26 protein-coding genes and 1 pseudogene are annotated in these 25320 nt (G+C 41.0%); 20 read left to right on the top strand and 7 right to left on the bottom strand.

The features are described 5' to 3' along the window. The first annotated feature begins 9 nt into the window (after window positions 1-9). Window positions 10-726 (top strand): YebC/PmpR family DNA-binding transcriptional regulator, encoded by a 717-nt coding sequence (locus tag OCV27_RS16410; protein ID WP_125322208.1) that lies wholly within the window; start codon window positions 10-12, stop codon window positions 724-726. Between the two features lie 92 nt (window positions 727-818). On the opposite strand, the gene OCV27_RS16405 is transcribed toward OCV27_RS16410, so the two are convergent. Further along, window positions 819-1700 carry a DMT family transporter gene (locus OCV27_RS16405; RefSeq protein ID WP_125322209.1) on the bottom strand — a complete coding sequence of 294 codons (882 nt, stop codon included), beginning with the start codon at window positions 1698-1700 and terminating at the stop codon, window positions 819-821. Window positions 1701-1815: 115 nt separating this feature from the next. Here OCV27_RS16405 and OCV27_RS16400 point away from each other — a divergent pair, with 115 nt between their 5' ends. The 13 genes from OCV27_RS16400 to OCV27_RS16340 all read left to right on the top strand — a co-directional run bounded on the left by OCV27_RS16400 (window position 1816) and on the right by OCV27_RS16340 (window position 15081). Next, window positions 1816-2304: a MarR family winged helix-turn-helix transcriptional regulator gene (locus tag OCV27_RS16400; RefSeq protein WP_125322210.1), complete on the top strand. Its 489-nt coding sequence runs from the start codon at window positions 1816-1818 to the stop codon at window positions 2302-2304. A 78-nt stretch (window positions 2305-2382) separates the two neighbouring features. Then, the gene (locus OCV27_RS16395; protein ID WP_125322211.1) at window positions 2383-2898 is read left to right on the top strand and encodes a GNAT family N-acetyltransferase; all 516 of its coding nucleotides are present in this window, start codon (window positions 2383-2385) and stop codon (window positions 2896-2898) included. 262 nt (window positions 2899-3160) lie between these two features. Beyond that, window positions 3161-4696 (top strand): methyl-accepting chemotaxis protein, encoded by a 1536-nt coding sequence (locus tag OCV27_RS16390; RefSeq protein ID WP_125322212.1) that lies wholly within the window; start codon window positions 3161-3163, stop codon window positions 4694-4696. 25 nt (window positions 4697-4721) lie between these two features. Beyond that, window positions 4722-5450, top strand: a complete 729-nt coding sequence (locus OCV27_RS16385) for a transporter substrate-binding domain-containing protein (RefSeq protein ID WP_125322213.1) — start codon at window positions 4722-4724, stop codon at window positions 5448-5450. A 608-nt stretch (window positions 5451-6058) separates the two neighbouring features. After that, window positions 6059-6940 carry a ubiquinol oxidase subunit II gene (cyoA, locus tag OCV27_RS16380; RefSeq protein ID WP_125322214.1) on the top strand — a complete coding sequence of 294 codons (882 nt, stop codon included), beginning with the start codon at window positions 6059-6061 and terminating at the stop codon, window positions 6938-6940. A 5-nt stretch (window positions 6941-6945) separates the two neighbouring features. Then, window positions 6946-8982, top strand: a complete 2037-nt coding sequence (cyoB, locus tag OCV27_RS16375) for a cytochrome o ubiquinol oxidase subunit I (RefSeq protein ID WP_125322215.1) — start codon at window positions 6946-6948, stop codon at window positions 8980-8982. Continuing rightward, window positions 8972-9577 carry a cytochrome o ubiquinol oxidase subunit III gene (gene cyoC / locus OCV27_RS16370; protein WP_125322216.1) on the top strand — a complete coding sequence of 202 codons (606 nt, stop codon included), beginning with the start codon at window positions 8972-8974 and terminating at the stop codon, window positions 9575-9577. The genes cyoB and cyoC overlap by 11 nt, the downstream gene beginning before the upstream one ends. Next, entirely contained in the window at window positions 9577-9888 is a 312-nt protein-coding gene (cyoD, locus tag OCV27_RS16365; RefSeq protein ID WP_125322217.1) for a cytochrome o ubiquinol oxidase subunit IV, read from the top strand. Before cyoC ends, cyoD begins: the two co-directional genes overlap by 1 nt. Window positions 9889-9896: 8 nt before the next feature. Next, entirely contained in the window at window positions 9897-10763 is an 867-nt protein-coding gene (cyoE, locus tag OCV27_RS16360; RefSeq protein WP_125322225.1) for a heme o synthase, read from the top strand. 144 nt (window positions 10764-10907) lie between these two features. Beyond that, a complete protein-coding gene (locus OCV27_RS16355) occupies window positions 10908-11573 on the top strand; it encodes a DJ-1/PfpI family protein (protein WP_125322218.1) in 666 nt (221 codons plus the stop codon). A 219-nt stretch (window positions 11574-11792) separates the two neighbouring features. Next, window positions 11793-13724, top strand: coding sequence for a HAMP domain-containing methyl-accepting chemotaxis protein (locus tag OCV27_RS16350; protein ID WP_125322219.1), 1932 nt, complete (start codon window positions 11793-11795; stop codon window positions 13722-13724). Between the two features lie 163 nt (window positions 13725-13887). After that, window positions 13888-14010, top strand: coding sequence for a hypothetical protein (locus OCV27_RS16345; RefSeq protein ID WP_281272877.1), 123 nt, complete (start codon window positions 13888-13890; stop codon window positions 14008-14010). A gap of 276 nt (window positions 14011-14286) precedes the next feature. Continuing rightward, window positions 14287-15081, top strand: coding sequence for an MBL fold metallo-hydrolase (locus OCV27_RS16340; protein ID WP_125322220.1), 795 nt, complete (start codon window positions 14287-14289; stop codon window positions 15079-15081). 417 nt (window positions 15082-15498) lie between these two features. Here the strand turns inward: OCV27_RS16340 and uraH are convergent, their stop codons facing one another. Then, complete coding sequence (uraH, locus tag OCV27_RS16335) at window positions 15499-15840, bottom strand: hydroxyisourate hydrolase (RefSeq protein WP_125322221.1); 342 nt, start codon at window positions 15838-15840, stop codon at window positions 15499-15501. 251 nt (window positions 15841-16091) lie between these two features. On the opposite strand from uraH, the gene OCV27_RS16330 reads away from it, so the two are divergent. Together OCV27_RS16330 and OCV27_RS16325 are read left to right on the top strand one after the other, a co-directional pair. Beyond that, window positions 16092-16502, top strand: a complete 411-nt coding sequence (locus tag OCV27_RS16330; protein ID WP_125322222.1) for a thiol-disulfide oxidoreductase DCC family protein — start codon at window positions 16092-16094, stop codon at window positions 16500-16502. A gap of 15 nt (window positions 16503-16517) precedes the next feature. Further along, window positions 16518-17204, top strand: coding sequence for a flavin reductase family protein (locus OCV27_RS16325; RefSeq protein WP_125322223.1), 687 nt, complete (start codon window positions 16518-16520; stop codon window positions 17202-17204). 1 nt (window position 17205) lies between these two features. Here the strand turns inward: OCV27_RS16325 and OCV27_RS16320 are convergent, their stop codons facing one another. Further along, entirely contained in the window at window positions 17206-18669 is a 1464-nt protein-coding gene (locus OCV27_RS16320) for a cryptochrome/deoxyribodipyrimidine photo-lyase family protein (RefSeq protein ID WP_125322224.1), read from the bottom strand. Between the two features lie 250 nt (window positions 18670-18919). Here OCV27_RS16320 and OCV27_RS16315 point away from each other — a divergent pair, with 250 nt between their 5' ends. Beyond that, the gene (locus OCV27_RS16315; RefSeq protein ID WP_337969459.1) at window positions 18920-19051 is read left to right on the top strand and encodes a hypothetical protein; all 132 of its coding nucleotides are present in this window, start codon (window positions 18920-18922) and stop codon (window positions 19049-19051) included. A gap of 283 nt (window positions 19052-19334) precedes the next feature. Next, entirely contained in the window at window positions 19335-20804 is a 1470-nt protein-coding gene (locus tag OCV27_RS16310) for a hypothetical protein (protein ID WP_125323364.1), read from the top strand. Window positions 20805-20907: 103 nt separating this feature from the next. Here OCV27_RS16310 and OCV27_RS16305 read toward each other — a convergent pair whose 3' ends face one another. Both OCV27_RS16305 and OCV27_RS16300 read right to left on the bottom strand, forming a co-directional pair. Then, window positions 20908-21096 (bottom strand): hypothetical protein, encoded by a 189-nt coding sequence (locus OCV27_RS16305; protein WP_245986882.1) that lies wholly within the window; start codon window positions 21094-21096, stop codon window positions 20908-20910. A 3-nt stretch (window positions 21097-21099) separates the two neighbouring features. Beyond that, a complete protein-coding gene (locus OCV27_RS16300) occupies window positions 21100-21891 on the bottom strand; it encodes an aldo/keto reductase (RefSeq protein ID WP_245986884.1) in 792 nt (263 codons plus the stop codon). Between the two features lie 60 nt (window positions 21892-21951). Here OCV27_RS16300 and OCV27_RS16295 point away from each other — a divergent pair, with 60 nt between their 5' ends. Continuing rightward, window positions 21952-22956 carry a LysR family transcriptional regulator gene (locus OCV27_RS16295; protein WP_125323365.1) on the top strand — a complete coding sequence of 335 codons (1005 nt, stop codon included), beginning with the start codon at window positions 21952-21954 and terminating at the stop codon, window positions 22954-22956. A 3-nt stretch (window positions 22957-22959) separates the two neighbouring features. Here the strand turns inward: OCV27_RS16295 and OCV27_RS16290 are convergent, their stop codons facing one another. After that, on the bottom strand, window positions 22960-23199 hold the full coding sequence (locus OCV27_RS16290) for an RNA recognition motif domain-containing protein (RefSeq protein WP_125323366.1): 240 nt from the start codon (window positions 23197-23199) through the stop codon (window positions 22960-22962). 216 nt (window positions 23200-23415) lie between these two features. Then, window positions 23416-23505, bottom strand: a pseudogene (locus tag OCV27_RS16285) (CcdB family protein); the annotation flags it as partial. Window positions 23506-23737: 232 nt separating this feature from the next. Between OCV27_RS16285 and hppD the strand changes: the two are divergent. Continuing rightward, window positions 23738-24940 (top strand): 4-hydroxyphenylpyruvate dioxygenase, encoded by a 1203-nt coding sequence (gene hppD, locus OCV27_RS16280; protein WP_185759774.1) that lies wholly within the window; start codon window positions 23738-23740, stop codon window positions 24938-24940. The last annotated feature ends 380 nt before the right edge of the window (window positions 24941-25320 follow it).

Below are 25320 nucleotides of genomic sequence, written 5' to 3'. Positions count from 1 at the left end.
AAGATCCCGATGGGAAGAAGTTTTGAAGTGCGCAAAGCCTCAATGGCCAAAACTCAAGGCGCAAAAATTAAAGTTTATTCCAAATATGGTAAAGAGATTTACATGTGTGCCAAGAATGGTGGCTCAGATCCAGACATGAATCAGCCATTAAAACATCTCATTGCAAAAGCAAAAAAAGATCAAGTTCCTGCTCATGTTATTGACAAAGCAATTGACAAAGCATGCGGTGGCGGTGGTGAAGAATATCAGCCAGCCCGCTACGAAGGTTTTGCGCCTGGTGGTGCTAGCGTTATTGTTGATTGTTTGACAGATAACGGTAATCGTACATTTCAAGATGTTCGTCAGTGCTTTGTTAAAACGGGTGCTAAGATAGGTTCTCCCGGAACAACTGCTCACATGTTTGATCACCAAGCGGTGTTTCAGTTTAAAGCTGAAGATGAAGAGTCGGTACTGGAAGCACTAATGATGGCAGATGTTGATGTCACAGACATTGAATTGGAGGAGGGGGTGATTACTGTGTTTGCTCCTCATACTGAGTTCTTTAAAGCAAAAACTGCTCTCAATACAGAATATCCAGAGGTCACTTTGGACGTTGAGGAGATCACTTTTGTGCCTCAGAACCATACACCAGTTACTGGTGAAGATGCTGAGAAATTCCAAAAGTTCATTGACCTTTTGGATGATTGCGATGATGTTCAGCAGGTATATCATAACGCTGCACTTTAAGCTCATCAAAAAACCAAGTGCTCAGCACTTGGTTTTATTTCCTGTACATGTGTTTTACAGTGTAAACGACATCATTTACTTAATTTGCTCCATTAGGGACAAGGTTTATGTTGTCTTAGAGAAAGTATTATTTGTGGTAACAGTGACATCACTATCATTCCAGCCATGAGACTGTACTGTAAGGAAGTGAATGACTCGCCAAGTAACACTATACCAGAAACAATACCAGCCACTGGATTGGCAATTCCACCAAATGTAAAGTCAACGACAGTCATGCGTTGTAGTAACCAAACATACATGCCATACCCCAGCGCTGTATTTAATCCAATCACCCATAATAAACCAACCCCATTGATTACAGAAAAATGGCTGATGACATCTTTATATCGTTCAGGTGAAATGCTAGCATCTACTCCTGCTGCTACTGATAACATACTGCCTCCTATAATCATTTGCCAAGTCAGAACCGTCCACCAATGTATTTTTGTACCGAGAGATTTCGTTAAAGTGCTGCCAATAACAATACACATAATGGCGCATAGCATGGCAGCGAGCCCAACTGGGTTTAATACAATCTGACTGGGAGAAAATAGAAACCAAGCTAGACCAATTAGCGCTGCGCCCGATATACCCTGAATATAATTTGGTTGATGCTTGTGTACTAACCAGTGATATATCATGGCAAATACAGGTACTGATACCATCCCCACACCTGAGATTGCAGACGGTAATGTCAATGCCATAACAAATATTAAGCAAAAGAATGTAGCGATATTAATCAGACCTAGAGTAAAAAGACGAGGTAGGTCTGCACGCTGAGGCATCGATGGCTTAAGCAGTAAAAGCAATAATCCAGCAGGAAGGGCTCTTAAGGCACCCAATAAAAGAGGTGGCCAATCTGTCAACGTATATTGAGTTACAGCATACGTTGTTCCCCAAAAAAAAGCGGGTATCATTGCTAGTAGTATATTCATGACGTTTTATCTTTATGTTAAGATACTTTTCCAGAAATGTACGCTTTATGCACGTGCTTGTAAAGTATCTTAACATAAAGATATCCATATTGACTGCTTGGGGAGGGAAGAACTAATGGATGATATTGATCGGTTAGTTGCGCAATGGGCGACAGAAAAGCCAGAGTTAGATACAGAACCTATGGCTATTATGGGAAGGCTTCTCAGGATAGCCAAAAAAATGGAAACGCGAGTAGCTCAACTTCACAAGCAGTATGACTTGACGCTAGGGGAGTTTGATGTTTTAGCGACCTTGCGCCGCAGTGGTGAACCGTTCTGGCTAACTCCTTCCGAGCTTATTGATTCGATGATGCTTACTTCAGGAGCAATGACTAATCGTTTGGATAAGCTCACTTCTAAAGGACTGATTGCAAGGCAACATAACCAATCTGATCGTCGTAGTGTGCCTGTTCAGCTTACAGAAAAAGGGCTTTTATTGATCGAAAAAATTATTGAAGAACATGTGAAAGTACAACACAGTCTGGTGAAGGGAATGAGCAAAGAACAAAAGCAGCAAATTAACCAAAGTTTAAAATCGTTGATGTTTGAACTTGAATCACAATAGACCTAACTTAGTATTTTTGGCAACTTAATATCTGTTTGCCTATTACTTTACACTGTAAATTACTTTTAGAGATGGATTATGCAGCCAGTAATTGAGACACAAAGACTTATTTTAAGGCCCTTTCGCTTATCAGACAGCGAACGAGTGGCTCTACTAGCTGGAAATCAACTAGTTTCACACATGACCGCAAATATACCTTACCCATATACAGTAGAAATGGCATCTGAGTGGATAAAGAGCCATACAGAGAAGTTTGAACAACGAAGCGCAGTTATCTTTGCTATCACGATTAGGGGAAATGATAGTATTGTTGGTGCCGTAAGTTTTCCTTCGATAAAAGGTGACCTCGCTACCTTAGGTTACTGGATAGGGTGCGATTACTGGGGGCAAGGTATCACGCTAGAAGCTGCAAAGGCACTCATTAGTTACGCGAAACGTGAACTCAATGTTGCTGAATTGGAAGTTCAACATCTGGTTGAGAATAGACAGTCCTGCTCTGTTATTAAAAAACTAGGGATGCAGTATAAAGAGAAGAGAAAGATCAGCATAAAAGGACAAACGCGTGAGGTATGTTCCTATAATACCTTTTTGTAGTGTCGCTGATACTTGGTACGTAAAATATTATTTTCCTGCAAAAGAATTTGATTGCTACTTGAATGAAATTTTCATAGCTGACACGTAAGTTTAGGCATGATTTAGTAAACACTTCACCTTTTTGAAATTTACAATTTATATAAATAACAATGCTATCAATAGCATATATTGTGATTTGAATCTCATTTATTATCTTATTTGCTAATTGATTAATCAGTTACTACTTTTTTAGTAACTGGCGAAAAATCATGAGGGCCTAGTTTTGAAAAGGTTAAAGGTAGTATTTATCGTTCAAGTGATCGTGGCGCTTACGTTGGTTTTGCTGGTGTCTGCTTTTATCAAGTATCAGAACTTTAAGGGAAATTTGAATCAAGAGCTCAAAGTAAATGTTGAACGAACTAGCCAACGCATGTCTATCAGTTTGCCCAAAGCAGTGTGGGACTTTGATTTAGACACAGCTAAAGTCGCAATGTCGGCAGAATTGGATTTGCCCGAAATCTCGGCTATCCAACTTATAGATGCTCAAGACAGTGAGCTACTGTTTTTGACACAGGAAGTCGAAGGTGAAGAGATAAAATTAATTGATGTAACTGATAAAGAAGCCTATCCGGTGGAGCAAAGCCAGACCTCGGAACTTACTTTTGTTGATTATGGAGAAGAAAATACTGTCGGTAAGGTAGTAGTTTTCTTCGACACGAATGCAATGGATATCAAACTGGCGGATTCATTGAGAACCAGTATTATCGAATTAGTTATTCTTGATTTAATACTTTCTATTGTAATTATTGCTGCTTTGTCTATTACAGTTTTAAGGCCAATTGCTCAATTGACGGATGTCATCAAAGACCTTGCGTCTGGTGATGGTGACTTAACCAACAAGTTGGCTCCGGCAAAGTACCGAGAGTTTGATGCAATCACAAACGGCATAAATATATTCACAGAATCCCTGCGCGTTATTGTAAAAGAAGTGAATGAATCTTCTGAAGCGCTCGGTGAGAAAGCCCAGGCTAACGGAGCAACAGCGCGAAAAAATGCTGACAGCCTAGATTCGCAGAAGCATCAGTTGACGACCGTTGCAGCAGCAGCGACTGAGTTAAATCAGTCAGTCGCTATTGTAGCAGACACTGCATCAGAAACTGCAAACCAAGCTCAGACTGCTACTGGACTTGCTTCCACTGTCAACGACGCGATTGAAAGCTCAGCCACTGACATTATCAACATGCGTGAAGAGATGAATCATGTCAATGCTGAAATGCATATCTTGGTTGAAGAAGGTGAGAAGATCACCACCGTTTTGAATGTGATTAATGATATTTCAGAACAAACTAATTTACTTGCTTTAAATGCAGCGATTGAGGCTGCACGAGCTGGTGAACAGGGACGCGGTTTTGCCGTCGTTGCCGATGAGGTTCGAAACCTTGCTGTTAAAACAAGTGAGTCGACCGAACAAATACAGAAAAATATTACTGCCTTGGGCTCTGCAACTAAATCAGTAGAAGATGAGTTAACACGTATTGCAACTTTATTGGAAGATACAGCGACGCGAGTGAGTGAATCCCAGTCTTCTGTCGGAGAAGTTCAGAGTTTGATCACTGTCATCTCAGATCGTAGTGGTCAAATATCACAAGCTACTGACGAACAAAGAATGGCGGTAGAGGAAATAAGTCGAGCAATTGTCGAAGCATCTGAAGCGACTAATGAAGTGGCGTCAGGTGCTGATCAAAATGCACAAACAACAGAGGAAGTGCTTAGCTTAAGCCAGAGTATTGCAAGCCATATGTCTAAATTCCGAACTTAAGTTAAATAGTTATTGAGGACCTTTTATGAAAAACGTTTTATTGCTGGCCGTTGCGGCCCTTTTTTCGGTGCAGAGTGTTGCTGCAACCATAACGGCAGCCCAAGATCCATGGGCTCCCTTTGTCCAGAAAGATACCAGTAGTCCCGGTGTTTCGGTTGAGATTTTAACAGAAGCGATGAAAACACAGGGCTATGACGTAGATTTTAAAATAATGCCTTGGACCCGAGCTTTAAACGAAGTTAAAGATGGAAGAATTGATATATTGGTCGCCACATGGTTTACTAACGAAAGAACGGCTTTTCTCAACTACAGCGAACCCTATCTTGAAAATTCACTCAAGTTTATCAAACGTAAAGGTGATGCTTTTGAATACAATGGTATGGATAGTTTGTCAGGGAAAACTATTGGTATCATTCGTAACTATGGCTATGGTGATGATTTTCTTGGTGCCAGTAATTTTAAGAAACCTGAAGCCAACGACTTAGTTTCCAATGCGAAGAAGTTGATAGCAAAACGTATAGATCTGACTCTAGAAGATGAATTGGTGGCAAAGTCTACTTTATCAGGTGCGGGTATGAATGTGGCTGATTTTGAATTCACTAATAATGCACTATCTGTCAACCCTCTACATGTTACCTCTGGCTTGAAGAATTCAAATAACGGTAAATATATTGATGCCTTTAACAAAGGATTAGCAGAGATAAAAGCTAATGGAGCCTTCGATAAAATTTTAGCTAAATATGGAATAAAATAATACTTTATGATTGTTTTGTCTGAATGATGAATATTTGCTAATTATTGTTTAAGGCCTCACTCACATCGTTTTTCTTTTGTCCTAGGCAATGCTTGTCTAGGACAAATAGATCTTATACCCGTTTGCTAAATTAATACTAGTTCGGTGATATAAAGAGCAATTAAATACCATATAAATATTATGGGAGTTTATAATTGTGATCTTTGTCACGATTGTTTTTTGTTCGATATAGTGAAGGTTCTTCTAACGTTTATATGTAAATTCACGCCTTGATAATTTCTTATCTATTGTATATAAAAGACTTTTCTATGTTTCATTAGATTCCATACTAATAATTATTTTTTGTTTTCCATTTTTGAAATGTTAGTTTTCGAATTCGATAGGTGAGCTTCAATCTTGATATAAGCATAATGCGCTCCATGTAACATGGTATTTCAAAGTATAACGAATAAGTCGCATAAATAGCATGGTTATTAACTATTCGGCTGATTTGTTTACTTTCTGCTTTGCAGTCGGTGTTACACGCTCAACACATAAACATTCTAATGAATATAACAACTGAGTTTCATTGTTTTAGCTCTGAATTCAGACAAACATCGAGAAAGTTAATGGAAGCCTCAAGATATAAACGCATCTTGTCGAGGGGGAGTTTGGCGACGGCCATCCTTTTTCTCTCAGGGTGTAATTCTGCTTTGCTTGACCCCAAAGGCGCTATTGGTGTCCAACAAAAAGAGCTGATTATTACTGCTCTTTTGCTGATGCTAATTGTCGTCATACCTGTAATTCTGATGACAGTGTATTTCGCTTACCGATACCGAGATACCAATACTGACGAAGAGTATGCGCCTGACTGGTCACATTCAACTAAGATAGAAATTGTCGTATGGACTATTCCTATCATTATCATCGCTATTCTTGCCGTTATTACATGGCGCTCGACTCACGAACTGGAGCCTTCTAAGCCTCTTGAGAGTGATGTGAAGCCTATGACGATTGAAGTAGTTTCACTGGATTGGAAATGGTTGTTTATCTACCCTGAAGAGCATATTGCGACTGTCAATTATGTTGCTTTTCCAAAAGATGTACCTGTGACGTTTAGGCTTACCTCTGACAACATCATGAACGCATTCTTTATCCCTCGTTTAGGCTCACAGATCTACGCTATGCCAGGTATGGTAACTAAGCTAAATTTGATTGCTAATCATGAAGGTGATTATAGAGGCTTTGCTTCTAATTTTAGTGGCGAAGGCTTTTCTCAGATGAAATTCACTGCGTCAGCACTGCCTGACCGTGCTGCCTTCCTTAATTGGGTACAAGAAGTTAAGGCAAGTCCAGATAGAATTGAAGACTGGGAGCAATTCCGCTCTCTTGCTGCACCAAGTATTGCAGAGCCCGTCACTCTATTCTCAAGTGTTCCGCCATTTTTATTTACTGATGTCGTGACACAGCATCCTGGTTCAATGAACTGTTTGCCTGAAAACCAAGGATAACCGTAATGTTTGGAAGATTAACTCTAGACTCAATTCCTTACCACGAACCTATTATTGTTATCACCTTAGCGCTTGTCGCTTTGGTTGGTTTATCAGTAGTGGTCGCGGTAACTAAAGCAGGGAAATGGCAGTACTTGTGGAATGAATGGTTTACATCAGTAGACCATAAGAAGCTTGGCTTCATGTATATCGCTGTCGCGATGGTAATGTTAATTCGTGGTTTTGCTGATGCAGTCATGATGCGTAGTCAGCAATTGCTCTCTTCTGCTGGAGAAGCCGGCTACTTACCACCTCATCACTATGATCAGATTTTTACCGCTCACGGTGTGATCATGATTTTTTTCGTCGCCATGCCGTTGGTTATTGGTTTGATGAATATTATCGTGCCACTGCAAATTGGTGCTCGCGATGTGGCTTTCCCATACCTAAATAACCTGAGTTTCTGGTTATTTATTGTTGGCGTCATTCTGACTAACATGTCTCTTGGATTAGGTGAGTTTGGCCAAACAGGTTGGCTGGCTTACCCACCACTGTCTGGTATTGAGGCGAGTCCTGGAGTCGGAGTCGATTATTGGATCTGGGCATTACAGATCTCCGGTGTTGGTACCACACTAACAGGGGTGAACTTCTTCGCAACGATACTACGTATGCGTACTCCTTCAATGCCAATGATGAAGATGCCGGTGTTCACTTGGGCTTCTTTGTGCGCCAACATCCTTATCATCATCTCGTTCCCAATCTTGACAGTCACAATTGCGCTCCTGACTCTAGACAGATATTTAGGATTCCACTTCTTTACCAATGATCTTGGTGGCAACGTAATGATGTATGTCAACTTGATTTGGGCTTGGGGCCATCCAGAAGTATACATCTTAGTTCTGCCTATTTTTGGTGTGTTCTCAGAAGTGACGGCGACCTTCTGTCGTAAGAAGTTGTTTGGCTATACCTCTTTGGTATGGGCGACAATAGCGATTACTATTTTGGCATTTGTGGTTTGGCTGCATCACTTCTTTACCATGGGCTCGGGGGCTAATGTTAATGCCTTCTTTGGTATCGCTACCATGATTATCTCCATTCCAACTGGGGTGAAGATTTTCAACTGGCTATTTACCATGTACAAAGGTCGTATTCGCTTTACCACGCCAATGATGTGGACGGTTGGGTTCCTTATTACTTTCACTGTTGGTGGCATGACGGGCGTATTGATGGCTGTTCCTGGTGCTGACTTTGTATTGCACAACTCGGTATTTCTGATTGCTCACTTCCACAATGTGATTATTGGTGGTGTTGTGTTTGGCTGTTTTGCTGCTATCACTTTTTGGTTCCCGAAAGCGACAGGTTTCATGATGAATGAGTCATGGGGTAAGAGAGCTTTCTATCTTTGGATAATAGGGTTCCTAATGGCATTCCTACCTCTATATGCGCTCGGATTTATGGGTATGACTCGTCGTTTGAGCCAAGATATTAACCCTGATTTCTTCCCTCTGCTTGCTGTAGCTGCCGCAGGTACTGTAGTGATTGCTATGGGCGTTGCTTGTCAGTTTATTCAAATTTATGTGAGTATTCGTGACCGAGAGCAGAACCGTGATCTCACTGGAGACCCATGGGGTGGACGTACCTTTGAGTGGGCGACATCTTCACCACCGCCATTTTATAACTTTGCTCATCTCCCCAAAGGTGATGAACTAGATGCGTTCTGGTACCAAAAACAAAATGGTGAGTTTGATCCGACCAAAGAAGTTGAATACGAACGTATCCATATGCCTAAGAATACACCAACAGGAATTTATGTTTCTGCTTGGGCGCTAGTTTTTGGTTTTGCAATGATCTGGTATATCTGGTGGTTAGCGGCAGCAAGCCTTGTTGGTATCGTTGTTACCTGTATTCAACATAGCTACAACGATGACGTTGATTACTACGTTGAGGTTGATGAAATTAAGGCTATTGAAGCAGAGCGCCGTGCTCAGCTTGAAGAAGCGAAAAAACAACCTCAGCAAAGCGATGATAAGAAGGATGATTTGGAGGTGACGTATGCAAGCTAATCCTGTATCTCACGATCAGCATGATCATCACCATCATGATGCAAACGGCAATAAGCTGTTTGGCTTTTGGGTTTACTTGATGAGTGACTGTGTGTTGTTTGCGACTTTGTTCGCGACCTACGCAGTACTACAAAGTGGCTCTATCAGCGGCCCAACAGGCAAAGATATATTTGAGCTTCCATTTGTGTTCGTAGAAACCATGTTACTGCTCTTTAGTAGTATTACTTTTGGTTTTGGAATGATCGCAATGAAACGCCAAGATGTGGCTGGGCTCAAGCGTTGGTTAAAAGTTACCTTCCTGCTTGGTCTGGGCTTTATAGGTATGGAAATTTACGAATTCCATCATCTTATCGTCGCAGGCCATGGCCCAGAGAAGAGCGCTTTCTTATCAGCGTTCTTCACTCTGGTGGGTACTCACGGTCTTCACGTAACCTTTGGTCTAATCTGGCTAGCAGTGTGCTATCACCAGCTTTCAACTAAAGGACTCAACGATAACATGGCGATGCGTTTCAACTGCTTAAGCCTGTTCTGGCACTTCCTCGATATTGTATGGATTTGTGTCTTCACTATCGTTTACTTGCTGGGGGTAATGTAATGGATCAACATTTGGAAACAGGTGCTTCAGATTATGTTAAAGGTTTTATTGCGTCTTTAATCTTGACTGTAATACCGTTCTACTTTGTCTGGTCTCAATCGCTTCCTGATACGGCAACTTATGTCTTATTGTTTGGTTGTGCGATTGTGCAGATTTTTGTCCACTTTAAATACTTCCTGCACATGGAAGTAAAAACTGAAGATGGACAATGGAACTTTGTATCGCTAATGTTTACAGCCATTGTTGTACTGATCTTAATCGCAGGTTCTGTGTGGATCATCTACAACATGACCGTGAACATGAAGTTGTAGGTCGGAGCATGCTGAAAAGTTATTTGTCTATTACCAAACCAGGCATCATTTTCGGCAACCTGATATCTGTTGCGGCAGGGTTCTTCCTTGCCGCAAAAACAGAGAACGTCAGTGTAGCTTTATTATTGGCAACCCTTGCTGGGGTAGGGCTAGTGATTGCATCGGGTTGTGTGGTAAACAACATTTTCGATCGAGATATCGATCAGAAAATGAAACGTACACAAAATCGGGATCTCGCCAAAGGAAACATTAATATTGATGTTGCTTTTGTTTATGCTCTCGTCTTATTACTCGGTGGAACGGCCATTTTATTTCAGATGGCGAACCCTCTTTCTGCAGTAGTGGTTTTGCTTGGCTACGTGTTTTACGTTTTTTTCTACACCATGTGGTACAAGCGCACTTCCGTATACGGCACCTTGGTTGGCAGTATCTCTGGTGCTGTACCACCACTTGTTGGCTACTTAGCGGTGACTAATTACATAAGCACGGAGGCCGTTCTGCTCTTTGCTATGTTTTGCTTGTGGCAAATGCCTCACTCTTATGCCATTGCTATGTTCCGCATGCAAGACTACCGAGATGCTGGTATTCCTGTATTGCCAGTTAAAGAAGGGATTAACAAAGCTCATCGTCACATGAAAGCTTATGTTGTGGCCTTTGCTGCGACTTCATTCGCTTTATTTGTGTTAGGTGAAGCTGGTTATGAGTACTTGGCCGTCACTGCGATTGCTTGCTTTGCGTGGATGAAGGTAACCTTCAAAAAAGTTGATGAGGATAACTATATTCCTTGGTCAAAAACGGTATTTAAAGTGTCCTTATTAGTCGTGATGGGAGTCAGTGGCGTTCTAGGCATTGAACTGATCTCATTACCTATCTAATAAACAGCGCCCCCTTTTTGTTTTACTAAGTCTACGTATTGGCTGTAAAAGCCCGATATTTGTTCAGGCGTGTTTGTGTCAGAAAAATAGAAAGGGGCGCTGTTTTTTCCTCTCGTATCCCCCCATCGCAAGGAGATTACTGCCATGAGTAACCAAGTAACAGTAAGTAAACAAACTTCAGGAAAAGTTGTAACTAAGGTTTCAAAAAAGCTTATCGTTGCAACGCTTCTATATCCTGACTTTGAGCTGCTGGATGTTTTTGGTCCTCTGGAGATGTTTGGCATGTCTCGCTTTATTAACCAAGGCCTTGAGCTCAAATTCGTTTCCCAGACTGGTGGTGCTGTCGCAAGTAGCGCAGGACCTATAAGTGTTTGTGATTACAGTTTTAGTGATTTTGAGTCTTGTGATATTTTGATGGTTCCGGGTGGGTTAGGCTCAAGACACGAAGTTAATAACAAGGAACTCATTGATTGGGTCCAAGTTCAGAGTGATCGGGCAACTTATGTTGTATCAGTCTGCACAGGTTCCGCGATACTGGCTCAAGCCGGTGTTTTATCCAATCACAGTGCGACGACAAACAAGATCGCCTTTGACTGGGTACAAAGTTTCAGTACTTCAACAAATTGGCATAAGAAAGCCCGCTGGGTCAAATCAGACAATATTTATACTTCCTCCGGTGTCTCCGCTGGAACCGATATGTCTCTTGCTATACTAGAGCACTTGTATGGTCGTGAGTATGCTGAGAAAGTCGCACATCTGACGGAATATGCATGGAATGATGACCCAGAAAATGATGACTTTGCTATTTAGCCATAACACCTTTCTCGTGTCATTTTCATCATTGATGAGGTAGTTAGCTGTCTCTCCCGCTACCCACTGAACCGTCTATATATCATCCGTTTCTTGCCATTGTTGTCGACCTACTTTCACAGCTTATGTGAATAAAACCATTTGTATTGTGCTGTGTAGATCCTAGGCTTACTAAGTATTGCTTTATAACTATCACTTTAATCAAATCGATGAGTTCATATGCATTTTTTATATAATTTAAAAATGAGTTTTAAGCTTGCTGGTGCATTTGGCTTGCTTGTGATTATGACCGCAGTGGTCACCTTAAATGGTATGGTGGGGGTATCTCGTCTTAATAGTGAAGTTGAGATTGCTGATGACTTTAATCGAATTGTTAAATATACCAGTGAAATCCGAATCGCAGAGAAAAACTTCGCATTACGCAATGATGAAGCTTATGTCACTGAAATAAAAGAGCTGATCTCTATGAGTAATGGGCTTGCGAGTGATATACAAGCTAGGGTCAGTGAACCGACCGTGGGTGATTTACTTAACCAAGTTGTAGACTCTTTAAATACCTACCAAACAGCGTTAGATCAATATGTATCTCAGAAGCGCCAGCAAGCGTCGGCTGGTGAAGATATGCGAAAGTATGCTCGTCAAGTCGATGAAATTGTTGCTAATATCCGGATAATTGAAAAACAAGAGGTTGAGCAACTTTTTCAATTTAACGCGCCAGCTGAAGATATTCTTACATCAATTAGAATCGCTGATGATGCAAATCGAATGATTAAGTGGATGCTAGAAGCGAGGCGTGCAGAGAAAAATTTTATTTTATCAGGCGATGAAAAAGCGATAAAAGATGTCCGTGACACTTTGTCTGATATGTATTTATTAATGAAAAGCTTCCCTGAGGATACGCCTAAGCTCAAAGATCTAGAGAGTGCGATATTGCTTTACCAGCAAGCCTTTGATAACTATCTTGAGGTTAATGAGCAAAGCATTGAAACAAACAAGTTAATGTTAACGGAGGCGCGAGAAGTAGAGAGTTTTACCTCTGAGGCTCGAAAAATTGGTAAAGAAATGCTTAAAGAGTTTGAAGAAAGTCTTAGGGTGACTAATCTATTGATTGCGTTCGTGGCAATACTTCTTGGTGTTGGTGTTTCAATACTAATGACTAAGATGACAGTGCCTCCACTAAAGCGTGCTGTTAAGGTTAGTCAACGAATTGCGTCTGGTGACTTAGGCGTTACCATTGAAGTTAATCGAAGTGATGAAATTGGTGAACTCTTGCGCGCTATTGCCGCTATGACTGAGCAACTTCGAGATATGATAGGTAACCTTTCTACCAATATTGAAAGTATCGCTGATTCGTCTGATGATTTGTCATCACTCACGACAAAAACGAGTGATGGTGTAGGTAAGCAGAAACAAGATATTGATCAGGTCGCGACAGCAATGACTGAAATGAGCTCATCAGCTCATGAAGTTGCACAAAAGGCGAATACAACTTCAGATGCAGCCAATCTTGCAAACTCCCAGACAGTGAAAGGTAATGAACTCATTAGCACCACCGTTGATGGAATGAGTGAACTTGCGGTAGCGATTGGTCAATCCCAAGAGGTTATCCAACGAGTCAAGGGTGATAGTGAAAATATCGCTACCATTCTAGATGTTATTAAAAATATTTCAGATCAAACTAACTTGTTAGCACTAAATGCGGCGATAGAAGCTGCACGTGCGGGAGATCATGGACGAGGGTTTGCGGTTGTAGCTGACGAAGTTCGCTCACTTGCACAAAAAACCCAGGAGTCTACGGTTGAAATTGAGAAAATGATTGAGGTTTTAAAATCGGGTGCCGAGTCTGCTGTTGCTGAAATGGTGAAAAGTAAGCAGCAGGTTGATGGAATGGTCTCACAAACCGAGCAAGTTAAAAAATCACTTTCTTCTATCTCAAATGAAGTTAGTACAATTACTGAAATGAATGCCCAAATTGCTCAGGCAGTTAATGAGCAAGGGAAAGTGGCTGAAGATGTTAGCCAACGTATGAATACCATCAGTGATGTAGCTGATCAGACCGCGCAAGCGTCTGATCAAACTTCTGAATCCAGTCGCAACCTTGCCCGAGTTGGTGAAGAGCTCAAACGTTTGAGTAGCTTCTTTAAAATGTGATTGTGATTAAGACACATCTTGGTCTAAGGCAGTTTAATTTCAGATTACACTGCCTTTTTCGACTATCCATATCCAGCTATTTCTATATTCAACGTTAATATTCTGATATTTTTAATAAAAATATTATTTTACGTAAGTTTTTAGATAGAGGATGTATGGAAGTTTGCGTTCAAATCAGCAAATGTTAACCTCAGATCTTGAAGCGGTTGAGTTTTACAAGGCTCTTGGCTTCGAACGAGCTGGTAAAACTGAGCCTATGTGGATTTATGCTGGAGACGATCATTAAAATTGCATGTCAGTTAGTATGCTAGCATGGCTTTAAGGTAACTCATGGAGGACTAAGTTAGCGTTGTAGATAAGGTCGCATAATTATAGACATGACACTTATTGAAATAATGAGTTTGGTTTAACCTAAAGAACACACCTTAGCTCTTTGTCAGCACTGCTTAAATTGATGGTTGAAACAAATTATTACCATCTGTCTCTCACATGAGAACACATTAATGACTAAACTAACACTTAGTCTGTTCATAAAACGAACAAGCATAAGTAGGGGGAGTTAATGGACACTCAGACAATTCAGCATTTTTTTCACCCAGTATCGGGGAGCATCAGCTATGTTGTAGCTGATTCAGACACTAATGAATCTATTATTATCGACCCAGTGGCTGATTATGATGAGGATCATGGCAAAATTAGCTTTGAGTCTGCCCAGAATATCGTAGATTATATTGAACAGCATCACCTGCATGTGACTGCAATTTTAGAGACGCACATTCATGCTGATCATTTGTCTGGTTGTTTTCATCTCAGTAAAGTATTCAGAGCGCCCATTTATATTTCTGACCATGTTAAAGAAGTTTATGCTGGTTGGAAAGATGAGCTTTGCTTATCAGAATTATACCATTTTGAACATTTTCTAATGGATAATGAGCAATTAGATTTTGGCCATTCACATCTCGAGGTGATTGAGACACCAGGGCATACTGCTTCTGATTTAACCTTTAAGATTGGTGATGCTATTTTTGTTGGTGATTCATTGTTTCATCATGGAACGGGTCGAACAGATTTCCCCGGCGGTAGTGCTGAAAAAATGTATGAGTCTCTTTCCAAAATTTATGAGCTAAAAGATTCTACGGCAGTGTACCTTTGCCATAGTTACCCAAATCAAGACAGCGAACTCGTATATAAAACGACGATTGGAGAGGAAAAGCACGAAAATCAGATAATGGGTGAGCATACGACACAACAAGATTTTGTGACTCAGAGAGAGAACCGTGATACTCAATTATCAAAGCCCAAGCTTATCTCATCAGCACTAGAGTACAATTTGACCGCAGGACAGCCACACCATTAGGTGTGGCTTTAAAGCCCAGATCTCTATCTGGAATAAAAGAAATAATCGATTTCAAAAAGGCTTCGGGCTTCTCTAACATGGGCGTGTGTCCGCAATTTTTAATCTCTTGTGTTTTAACGTTTGTAAAATCAAGTTCGATGTTTGACCATGAGGAGAAGGGGGCAATGCTAAGTCTTGCTTGCCTGATATTAAGAATAAAGGAATCGACAGAGGTTGTGTGCATTTTTTATATCAAGGTTGGCAAATACTTCCCCCGCAATGTATCGAGGAGCTTGGTGCGCACTGTGATATCTTGCCAAAGGTATCTTTCATCATAGTTCGGAACAAACCAACGTATAGGCCCCAGCCTGTGACATAAATGTGCAAACTTGCATTGCGGATCGCGAGCTATATCTTGCTTTACTGATTATTTTCCAATTAGCTTCCCCGATAGGAAGAAAAACTAAACGGTGATACCAGCAGGGGAACGTGCATATGTGATTGTGGCTCACTGAGCCCAAATCGAATAACGATGTCGTCAAGAAAGCTGGGATCTTCGCTTTGTGCAAAATACCCACCAACATAAAAAATAAGCTGGTATTTGCCTATTTTGTAATCATGCCCTTGCAGTAGTGGTAATTGGGTTCGCCCATCTTGGTTGGTTTCCATGGTGTTAAGTTTTTCCCAAGTCTCGTCCTCTAGGCGATAGATCTCCACTTTAACCCCAGCCGCAGGCAAACCTTTCATCGTATCTAATACATGTGTAGTGAGTTTTGTCATTGGGCGTTATCTCGACTCTAAGGCTTATTTTTCGTATGTTTACAGTATAGGTAGACTTACGCTAGTGTAGGAAAATAAAGCATTTGTTAGTCTATTATTAAGAGAGTTAGATTTTTGAGCTTGAGGGTCTTGTTAAGCCATTCTATTTGATGCTGTAGTGTGTGCTTGAAATCGTAATTTTGGAGATAGTTTACTGATCCAGATGATGTGGTCTGCGTATAGATTATCGGACAAAAAGGAAAAATAAAATCATGAATAAATTGACGCTGTTTTATGATGGAACCTGCCCTTTGTGCGTAAAGGAAATGCGCAGCATCAGACACAAAGATACTCATAGCCAGATAACGACTGTAGATATTTACAGCGAGGCTTTTAGTACCTATCCATATATCGACCCGACTGAAGCCGATAAGATACTCCATGCTATTGATGAAAATGGCAAGCTTTGGCTCGGATTAGATGCTGCTTATAGAGCCTGGCATATACTTGGGCGCGGTTGGATGTATGCCCCTTTAAGGTGGCGATTTATTAAACCATTAGCCGATAGGCTCTATTTATATTTTGCCAATAATCGTTATCGCATTTCGTATATTTTCACTGGTACGTCACGTTGTGACAACCAATGTGACATAAACTCAGCACAAACCAAACGTGACAAGTAGTAAAGGAACGGCTTAATGAATTACGATTCACACAGTATTGCTATGATGGAACCGAAAACGAGAGCCCGATTTATAAATAGCTTGTCAGGCTTTAAAAGTGCCAACCTCATTGGTACATGCGATCTGGATGGAAACGAAAATTTAGCGATTGTCAGTTCTGCATTTCACTTGGGAGCAACGCCCCCTCTAATGGGAATGATCATAAGACCAAGTAGCGTTGAACGTCATACATTGGAAAACATTTTAGCGACTAAGTGCTACACCATAAACTCGGTTACACATGAATTTCTTGCCTCTGCTCACCAAACATCGGCCAGATATGGCAAGCAAGAATCAGAGTTTGAAAAAGCCAATCTTACCCCATACTACATCAGTGAATTTAATGCTCCCTTTGTGATGGAAAGTCCTCTGAAATTGGCGATGAACTTAGTAGAACATCAAACCTTGGCGATTAATGGCACAGAGCTGCTAATCGGTGAAATACAACATGTACTTATCTCTGATACTGCCGTGATGCCGGATGGGTATGTCGATATTGAAGCACTCGATATTTTGACTATCTCGGGTTTAGACAGTTACCACATCACGCAGAGAGTTGGTCGCTTGAGTTATGCAAAGCCTGATCAAAAGTTGCATCCACTGACGAAAGAGGGTGAACCTTCCTCATGGGATGCATTTGGACTCAGTGATTTTGATCGCTGATTTAACGATCTACCCTAACATGTCTAGACAGAATGCGTTGCCCTTCGGCTTTGACATCGGATCGGTTTCTCCATGACCAAAGACGCTGTCTGGCTTTTTGTGCTTCTGCTTTTAGGTCAATCACAGGATTAAGGTAGGGGCTGTCTATAGGTAACTGATACATGGCGGCTTCAAGTGGAGCTAACTTCCATGGTTCAAACAGCAAAGGTGTCGGTACATGCTGTAATTCTGGAACCCATTGGTGAATAAATTCTCCGGTGGGATCCTGCTCTTGGGCCTGTTTGGTAGGATTGTATATTCGTATGGTATTGATGCCAGTCACCCCAGCTTGCATCTGAAACTGCGCATAATGAATACCTGGTTCGAAGTCGAGAAACTGCTGAGCTAAATGCGCGACACCCAAGCGCCAATCACAATGGAAATGATGAGTTAAAACGCTCACTAACATGGAACGCATGCGAAAGTTGAGGTAGCCTGTTTGGGTGACGCTGCGCATGCATGCATCGACCATGGGTAACCCTGTATTCCCGCTTTTCCACGCCTCTAGTAAACGCTTATCGTTTGGGCTTTGTTCAATCAATGCTTCATACGCATGGTTAATGCACCTGTGTTCCATTTCACTCTCTGACTCGAACTTTTGTATGAAGTGACAGTGCCAATGAAGCCGAGAGCTGAATGCGCTTAGACTGCGGCGCCAACCTGGGTTGTTCCAATGTGCAAGCAGTGCCTGGTACACTTCTCGTAAAGATACATTGCCCCATGCAAGGTAGGGTGATAGGCGAGAGCAAGCATACTGGGCACTCAAGGGGCTGGAGAGATTTTTAAAGTAATCTTTGCCGCGGTGATTAAAAAAGCTGCTCAGTACTTGATGCGCATATCGGCTTCCACCATGCTGAAAGGGTTCGGTTTCGCTTTGCCATGAACTAGGCGGTGTGAAGATAAACTTATCTTTACACTGGTAATTCAAAATAGGTGAGCTCGCGGTGATAGTTACAGGCTCGACTGGGGCTCTCATTGTGCTATTCCACTTGGCATCCCATTTGTCTCTGTTTTTGGCACCGCGAACCACAGCACCTTGCTGACTTTCAACCCACTCAATTTGGTGTGACTGAAACCAGTTAGCGAGCCTAATATCACGTTCGAACGTTTTTTTAAGGCCAATTTCTTGATGAGAAAATACGCTATCAATACTGTAATCCACAGCGATAGATTCAAAACACGCCAGAGCTTCTCCATGCATAATGGTAACGCGATGGCAGTGTGAATTCAGTGTTTGATTGATATCTTGAAGTGACTGCCAGACGAACCGCCAATGCCTTTCAGAGTAATGCTTATCGTCCAAAAGCTCAGGTTCAAAAATGTACAGTATGAGAGTTTTTCTCCCGCCGCTTAATGCGCGGTTAAGCGGCTGGTGGTCGGTAAGACGAAGATCTCTTTTGAGCCAAACTAAATTGATTCGCTCCATTTTTTACTTCCAATGCAGTTAGTTACAAACGTTTTACGTACAAACAGAGCTGAGGATCGTCTTATCTCAAATATTCTTTGTCCCTGGTCTGGTATTTAGAAGCCTCACGATGCGGTAATAGGAAAAGATAGGATCAAGAGGTTAGTTCTAGAACTGACTTAATCCGCTTAATTTCATATAAACAATGTATAAAATCCGCCCGAATTATTTCATTTTTGTTAAATTTTTATTAAATTTTTAAGGTTTTGACATGACAGAAATCAGATTATTAGGGCTAACAGGACTAGCACTATTGGCCTTTCCTTCTCCCAGTGCGCTTGCTGACAATGATGACGGCGGTTTTTATTGGAAGTGTTACTTTAATCCAGTGACCTGTTTCTAAAGTAGTAAATTAATAATATGGCTTAAAGGTAGTTTGGTCGTTGTTTCTGACCCTGCCTTTTCGACAGAGTGAATATGCTAGCTGAAAACCATTGAATTAAAATTCACAAGCTATTGATTTAAAATATTTAATGTCAGTGGCTTAATGGTTTTTATCTTTATTGATATTTAATATTAGCTGCTTTTATGTTTTTTCCGTGTGTTTCGGAGTGTTTCTCTGTTGTTTTATTCTTCACCTCGCTACCGTGCTGCAAATTCTGTTAGCAATAACTGGGTACTGAGGTATGAAGCGTTCAAAGTTTACAAAGATTATTTTGCCTGTGATGGTCACATCACTCCTGTTTGGATGTGGTGGCGGTTCCTCGGGTGGGGATGGTAGTTCTACCAATACGGGAGGAGGGAGTAGTCCTGAACCTGCAAACCTTCCGGCACTAAAATCTCTCAGCGTTCCTGAAGTCAATCTTCAGACTATTCAGCCTTCTGATATAGAGTTGGTTGACTCCAATGACGTTTCATTAGATGCGATGGCCTACAATGGCCAAGCAGGTGCTAAACAAATGGAGGTGGATTTTCAAGAATGTGAGGAGTGTGATGCCCCAGTAATGCCCACCGTTACCCGTGTTTTTGATATCAACCAAAAGTACATTATGTTCAATATGAACAATTCAACGGTAGCATGGAATGGGATTGTCTATCACGGTGATTACCCAGTAATTATGGATAAGCAAACTGGCCGACTTTATCCCATTGTTATTGATGGCAAAGTATCAGAGTTTGACTACGGACTGCATAACGAAAGTCCATTTCTTAGTCAGCAGAAACAGGGTGATATAACCCCAAACAATATGTTGTATAGCTTTGATATTACCGATAGAACTCACTGGCATACGCGAGGTATTTACAAAGCTGAGCTTAAATACAATGCCTTTGTATTTAAAACGTTAAAAAGTGATGTTTACGCTGATGAGAGAGACATACAGATAGACGAAGAGGGTAACATTCTTGCTCAGTATCAGGATCCTCCAGAATATGAAATCGAGGAATATAATCATTACGCTTATATTTCAAAGTCAGATGAATTTCAGGAGATAGACTACCAAGATACTCTTCAACGTTATGACGGTCTTAGAGTCATTGATGGCAAACTCGCAGGAATTGACACGGCAAACTCTGACTATTTTTCTTTCGTTGAGCCAGTTGGAGATAAGCTAGAATCTACACTTAGTCAATACCTAATTACAGACTCTGAAAATAGTCGAGTACGGTACAACAAGCGCAGTCCACAAATTGATGGATTCGATATGAATATGAGTTGTATCGTCAATCGATTAAATGACAGTCGTTACGATTACGTTGGTCAAAGTAGTCTTATATCAATAGATCGACCTTTCGCTTCATTTGATGCGTTAAGAGCGTCTCAACACACCTTGTTCTGTGTCGATTACATTCAATCTTGGCAAGAAGAAGGAGTAACAGTCAAAGTGACAGCTTTTGATACTACTACTCAGACATTTTATGACTTTGATACAGGAATCGAGCTTTATAATGATTTTCACAGCTTAGCTCCAGAAGGTGGGCTAAAAGCGGAGGATGGTGTCGTGGTTCAATCTGATCAAAGTGTCATGTTATATATGAATCGAATCAACAGTGATGAGGTTGTAGAGTTTTACATAGACCCAATAGCAAAGACTGTTGCCGAAAAAGTAAATCATGGTTACATATCTCCGATTGGATTCGCTTCGTTGAGTCATTAATCTTCAAAAGTGTGAAAATTCACTTAAAAATACCATAGAATAAGCGGCTTAAAGCCGCTTTTTCGTGTTCAGGTTAGGCATAATTCACATTGAATGTGTGGTGTTACGCATTAACCCCTTTCATTCCCTCTGCTGTGTAACGTTCACCAACAGGTTCAAATTCCTTAAGTATGCTTTCCAAATAGACCAATTCTTCAGCAGGTAAGTTTATTGATGCCGCGCCGAAGTTATCGATAAGGTGATGGAGTTTTTTAGTGCCTGGAATAGGGACAATATTGTCATCTTGCGCCAAAAGCTATGCGAGAGCAATTTGGGCAGGAGAGCATGATTTACTGCTCGCCAATTCAGTTACAGCGGATGATAACGGCTGATTTGCTTCAAGGTTATTGGGTGAAAATCGTGGTAGACCTTGACGAGCATCGTTATCATCAAATGTGCTGCCCGGATGGACAAGACCAGTTAAAAAGCCGCGTCCTAGGGGGGAATAGGGTACAAAACCAACACCTAATTCTTTACATGTAGGAAGAATGTCTTTTTCGACATCTCTAGTCCACAGAGAATATTCTGTTTGCACGGCGCTTACTGGATGTACCGCGTGCGCTTTTCTTAATGTATTAGCGCTGACTTCCGATAGACCTATGTTTGCGATCTTTCCCTCATTGATAAGTTCAGAGAGGGTCTGCATGGTTATTTCTATTGAAGCATTAGGATCTAAGCGATGGATATAATACAAGTCGATACAGTCAACGCCAAGGCGCTGAAGTGAGTGCTCACAAGAGGCTCTAATATAGCTTGGACTATTATCTATGCTTCTTTGGTATTCGCCCGGACGTCTGACTATTCCGCATTTAGTCGCTACCTTAACAGGGTATGAGGTTTGTTTTAGAAACTGACCAATCAACTGTTCGTTATGGTGGTTGCCATATGTATCTGCGGTATCAAGTAAGGTGCAACCTAATTCCACTGATTTATGAAGTACTTCCATGGAGTTTTTGTCATCGCGTGGTCCGTAAAATTCGCTCATTCCCATACAGCCTAAACCGATAGCTGATACTTCTAATGTTTTGCCCAGTTTACGTGTTTTCATTTTTATCCTGCTTTGTTGGTGAGAGTGTTCCTAGTATGATTTCCAAAAATGGAGATTAATATGGCTAAAATTAGCAATCAGCTTTCCGATATTGGAAATCAGTTAAATTGGGATGACACCAGAGTATTTTTGGCCATTGCCAGAACTGGGACATTAAATGGAGCTTCAAAACTTCTTGGAACAGGCATTGCAACCACATCGCGTCGTCTGGAAAGGCTAGAGAGTGCGTTAGGTATTCGGTTATTTACTCGCTCTCAACTTGGTTATCGTTTGACTGATGAAGGTGCTGATTTGATCTCCCAAGCAGAGACACTAGAACAGGCCGGATTTGCATTTGGTGTTGCAGCCAGTGTTAAGGATAATACTGTTAGCGGGCATGTTAGATTAGCAACGGCGCAGGGACTTGCCGACGATTTTATTATCCCTGCGTTACCTGATTTTATTGAGGCTTACCCCGACTTAACGATTGAAATAGTTACGAGCGTAACAAGGGTTAATTTACACAAGCACGATGCCGATTTAGCGATAAGGATGGTTAGACCAGATTGTGGCAATATCAGTATTCGGCGATTAGGTAAACTTGGCTTTGGACTTTATGCTGCAAAAAGTTATTTGCAGCGTAAACCAAGGTATGAAAACTCTGGCCAGCTGGAGGACCATGATTTTATTGGTTGGTCTGAACATCAGCAACACCTTCCTGCGGCTCAGTGGTTAACCAGAACTCTACGCGGTCGACCTTGCCGATTGACTACGACCAGTTTATCTGCGCAAGTCAGCGCTGCTCAAGCTGGGATAGGTTTGGCGATTCTTCCTCATTTTATTGGACAACAGAGAGAGTTAGTTTGCATACAAAGTGATGTGGGTTGCGATCAACCCATTTGGTCAGCGGTTCATACTGATTTATTACATTCAAGAAGAGTTAGAGCGGTTACGGAATTTTTGAGTGATTTAATTCAGACTAAAAGCCAAGCGTTGGCGGGTGATGATACAGTGGTCAACCAGTGTTTTTCATATATCACTGTATCTGATTCGGATGACCACATCGACACATTATCTTGTTGCTAGAGTTTAACTTTGAGCACGCTTTACTCTAATAGTGCTTTTAGCAACACTTGAAAGATTTAGGTTTTGTATAGCGGTTTGCGCTTCTTTATCATCAGGCATTTCGACAAACGCGAAGCCTTTAGATAAACCAGTTTCTTGGTCAAGAACCAAGTTACATTCTGTCACTTTGCCGTGAGCTGAGAATAGAACACGAATTTCGTGCTCAGTGATTGTACGAGTTAGATTGCGAACTAAAAGTTTCATATGATTTTGCCTAATGTAATTTGCTGCACAAGTGTCTCAGTTATCGGCAAGTAAACCAAGGTAAATCGGTGATGATTCTTTAAAATCGAGCCACCTCCTAAACCGGTTAATTTGTAGAGGGTTTATTGGTGGTGGTTATTGGGACAGGCACCGTTGATTTTTTGGTGGTTATTGGGACAGGCACCGTTGATTTTTTGATCCTTGCTTACAGAACCGTCATATCCCAGTAGTCAAAAAATTGATAGCAGCGATGATTTCATTTCTAAAAGTATTTAGGTCGTTTATTGGCTTGTGCAGGATTTTGGTCTGACTTAAGTGCCTGTCCTGGTAAATTCTTTAATGAAAGAAATAAAGACTTTTAAATCTAAGATGAAATTGAGTTGAAGGAGAGGATCCTTTGGACTATTCGGCCAGCTAGTGAGGCTCAAATATTCCACTTTGCAACTGAGTTCATTTTGGGGTTGTAATAATATTTAAAAATAGAATAACATGCCATTTTATTTGTAAATATTTGATTTAAATGATAAAGAGGTGTTTTATGCAAGATGAATTATCCCATATTTCGAGCTTGGTTGGATCCGATGCTGGTGTGAAATATAGCAAAAGTGAACAGAGGCCGAAGTGTGGTGAGTATTTTGATTTTCATCATATTGAAATTTGGGTCAGTAATGCGTTTCAGGCAAAGATGTTTTATGAGACACATTTAGGATTTAAGTGCGTTGCATATGCTGGATTAGAAACGGGTGAAAAAAACTTTACTGCTTATGTTTTGCAGGGGGAGCAAGCATATATAGTCGTTAAATCACCACTGTATCCAAATGATGAAATAATCGCCCCTTTTGTAAAAAAACATGGCGACGCCGTTCGTGATGTTGCTTTTTGTGTTGAAAATGTACAAAAAACGTTTGAACATGCAAAGGCGAGTGGTGCAGAGGTTATCCAACCACCGACTTTTAGTGAAGATGATAAAGGTCAAGTACTCATTGCCAGTGTGTTAGCTTATGGTGATACTGTGCACTCTTTTATACAGCGTGAGCAATATCGGGGCTTGTTTCTTCCGGGCTATCAGCCGATAGATCCTCACTTAGTGAATACTTTTGCAGAAAGTTTACCTCCTGTACCTATGGGCCGGATTGATCATGTTGTGGCAAACCAGCCACAAGGAAAAATGAATGAGGTCGTTGATTTTTATACAAACTCACTCAGTTTTAGACGCTTTTGGTCTGTTGATGACAAGCTTTTGCAAACAGGTACATCAGGGCTTAACTCTATCGTTGTCAGTGATTTTGATGAGCGAATAAAAATTCCAGTGAATCAGCCATCTACTCGATTTGATGGACGCTCGCAAACTCAAGAGTTTGTTGATTTTCATGGCTGTGGTGGTATTCAACATATCGCAATTTGTGTAGGCAACCTAGAGCAAACCGTTAAATCACTAAAAGCACGAGGTTGTTACGTCTTACCTGTTCCTTGTGCCTATTATGATGAACTGCAATCTGCTTTATCTGAGAACGATTTAGATTTGGGTATCAGTGTTGATACAATGCGAGAATTGGATATTGTGGTGGACTATGACGACAAAGGATTTATCTTACAGATATTTACTCGGCCAGTTGAAAGTAGACCGACACTCTTCTTCGAGTTTATGCAACGCAACAATCACGATGGTTTTGGCGCAGGTAACTTCAAATCGCTATTTAGCGCGATTGAAGCACAGCAAAAACTACGAGGAACGTTGTAGTTTATGTCGTAATAAACTGAAAACTCACTGCGCTAAACTAACAGTTTAAAATTGCTGTCAAATATTTCGAATAACAGGTAACGTTGATACCATCAATATTAACGACATCGATATATTAAACCAACGTAAGTACGTTGGTTTTTCGAGATAGTAGCGAAGAAGTGAACCGAACAATAACCAAATACCAACGCAAGGAAAGGATACAAAGAAAGAGGTGGTAGCGATTGCCAAATTCTACAATAGATAGTGCTCACCTACATTGGTAAATGCTGAGGTTGCTCCTTTATATTCGAAGGTTAGTTTGATATATTAGACATACATGAATACCCGCTAAATTAACGCCCAAGTTACTATGAATGATTATTACGGAGCACAATGCA

This window comes from Vibrio pectenicida, from assembly GCA_024347015.1.
Taxonomy (GTDB): domain Bacteria; phylum Pseudomonadota; class Gammaproteobacteria; order Enterobacterales; family Vibrionaceae; genus Vibrio; species Vibrio pectenicida.
This window is presented reverse-complemented; position numbering and strand designations above follow the sequence as displayed.